This is a genomic window from Vibrio sp. 10N.247.311.13, from assembly GCF_041467595.1.
GTDB lineage: Bacteria > Pseudomonadota > Gammaproteobacteria > Enterobacterales > Vibrionaceae > Vibrio > Vibrio crassostreae_C.
In genome coordinates, this window is sequence record NZ_JBFSUX010000121.1 from 1 (window position 1) to 2296 (window position 2296).

General features: G+C 44.0%; 3 protein-coding genes. All 3 read left to right on the plus strand.

Going from position 1 to position 2296, the window contains the following annotated elements; translation table 11 throughout:
- The first annotated feature begins 116 nt into the window (after positions 1-116).
- On the plus strand, positions 117-584 hold the full coding sequence (gene slyA, locus AB6E52_RS22885) for a transcriptional regulator SlyA (RefSeq protein ID WP_372052362.1): 468 nt from the start codon (positions 117-119) through the stop codon (positions 582-584).
- Between the two features lie 12 nt (positions 585-596).
- Positions 597-1658 carry an HlyD family secretion protein gene (locus tag AB6E52_RS22890; protein ID WP_017059068.1) on the plus strand — a complete coding sequence of 354 codons (1062 nt, stop codon included), beginning with the start codon at positions 597-599 and terminating at the stop codon, positions 1656-1658.
- Between the two features lie 60 nt (positions 1659-1718).
- On the plus strand, positions 1719-2296 hold a 578-nt coding region (locus AB6E52_RS22895), incomplete at its 3' end, for a DUF2955 domain-containing protein (RefSeq protein WP_372189985.1).

A 2296-nucleotide genomic window follows, 5' to 3' on the forward strand; every position in this document is an offset into this window, starting at 1 on the left:
TTTTTCATTACTTTAAGGGGATTTAGGCTTATGAGGCGATTTTGATAGTATAAAACAATTTACTTAGCGTGCTAACCAAGTATAATAGTTAGCACGCTAAGTAAATGGGAACCATGATGCAAAAAGAATTCGACCATATGAAAGAGCTATCACTGGCAGAACAATTGGGGCGTCTGCATCGCTTATGGCGCACCTCTGTTGACATTGAACTTGCCCCTTTAGAGTTAACTTACCCACGCTGGACAGCCTTATGGAAACTGTGGCGATTAGGCGACAACCTCAGTCAAAAAGTATTAGCCAATGCCTTAGAAATTGAACTGGCCTCTTTAATGCGCACCTTAGCCCAATTAGAACAGCAAGGGCTCATTGAACGCCACTGTTGCCCCCATGATAAACGCGCCAGACTTGTCAATTTGACTCCTGCTGGACTCGATTTAATAACGAAAGTTGAAGTAACAATTATCAATATCCGTAGCCAATTGCTCTTAGGCATAAACGCTGAAGAACTTACTGAGTTTGAAAGAGTAATTAATCTGATTGGTAATAATGCGTTAACCAAATTAGCTAAAATGACAGACAAGTAAGTGAATACAAATATGACACCAGATCAACAATTTTCGCGGCTAACAAAAATTGCCTTAGCAGGCTTTATGCTGGTATTTGGTTACTTTATGTTTGCTGATGCGACTATGCCATTAACGCCGCAGGCTATGGCAACTCGGGTTGTGACTAAGGTTACCCCACAAGTTAATGGCCGCATTAAAACTATTGCTGTCACTAATAACCAAGTTGTTAGCAAGGGTGAATTACTGTTTGAAGTAGATCCTAGACCGTATAAGTTAGCGGTAGATGAAGCGCAGTTGGCTTTAGAGCAAGTCCAGCAAGATAACGCTGAGCTAGATGCCTCTTTGTTAGCGGCGCAAGCTGATGTCAATGCCAGCCAAACCACATCACAACAAAAACGCAGCGAAGCAAAGCGTCTTGATGCACTGTACAAAACTAATGGCGTATCCCAACAGCAACGCGATCAAGCTGACAGCGATGCCGCTGCGGCTGAAGCAAATTTGCTGGCAACCCAAGCCCGTTTAAAGCAATTAGAAGTGAGCCGCGGTGTTTACGGTAACAATAACTTAAAAGTACGTCAGGCCGAAAATCGCTTAGCCCAAGCCAAATTAAACCTGTCTTATACCCAAGTTCATGCGGATCAAGACGGCACAGTTACTAACTTGCAAATCATGGTCGGCGGCTTTGCGGCCATTGGCCAGCCACTGCTGGCTCTTGTTTCTGATGATGTGGATATTATTGCTGATTTTAGAGAAAAGGCATTACGAGATGTCTCAATTTCATCTAAAGCCCTTGTTGCGTTTGACGGTGAACCAGGCCGTTTATATCGCGCCCACGTCAGCAGTATTGATGCTGGGGTTAGCGCCGGACAGTTCGATGCCAATGGCAGTTTAGCGACTCCGCAACAATCTGATCGCTGGGTCCGTGACGCCCAAAGAATGAGATTGCATTTACAATTAGATAATGACGAAGTCATGAGAACATTGCCAACGGGGGCACGGGCGACGGTGCAGATAATGCCAGAAAATAGTTTGCTGAACTTATTAGCTCATGGGCAGATTAAAGCCATCAGTATGCTGCACTATATCTATTAACATCATACATTTGATAGATGCGCTATTTTAAATATATTACAGCGACACAAGGCAACAATCATGTTACTAAGATTTAATCCCATGACAGCCAATGATTTACGTCAATGTCTACGTATTGCCACTGCTGGCACGATTGGCTTTACTGTGTGCAAACTGTTCGGCTTTAGTAACGGGGTGTTTTATACTGTTACCCCTATGGTATTGCTAGGGCTAGCACCTGTGTTCACCGCCCATGTCGCGCGGCAGGTGTTGGCGTCTTCTGTCACAGCTGGATTAGTGGTAGGCGTTATCGGTGGTTTATTTGGTGGCCATCCAGTCTTAATGACCCTGATTATTTTTGGGGTGTTTGTTGGCTTTTTTACCGCCATGACCCGCGGCAGTTTTTTTCTTTATGGTGCCAATAGTTTACTTAATCTGAGCATCATGCTTAATTTTGCCAGTTACCCTGATACTGATCTAAACGGTCTCATCGGCGCTAATCTCGGCGCCACAATACTGGCAATCATTATCGCCTATATCATGGTCTCGTTAATCCCTGATGTTGAACCCAGAAAATTGCAAAAACCACCAGCAAAATCAGTAAATCGAATGCGACATGAAGTATTACTGGGGGCAACTATCGCCACAGCATCTTTTGT

What these genes read in the sequence shown, in the direction of transcription:
- AB6E52_RS22890 (WP_017059068.1), top strand. Translation starts at nt 597, where the DNA reads ATGACACCAGATCAACAATTTTCGCGGCTAACAAAAATTGCCTTAGCA.
- slyA (WP_372052362.1), top strand. Translation starts at nt 117, where the DNA reads ATGCAAAAAGAATTCGACCATATGAAAGAGCTATCACTGGCAGAACAA.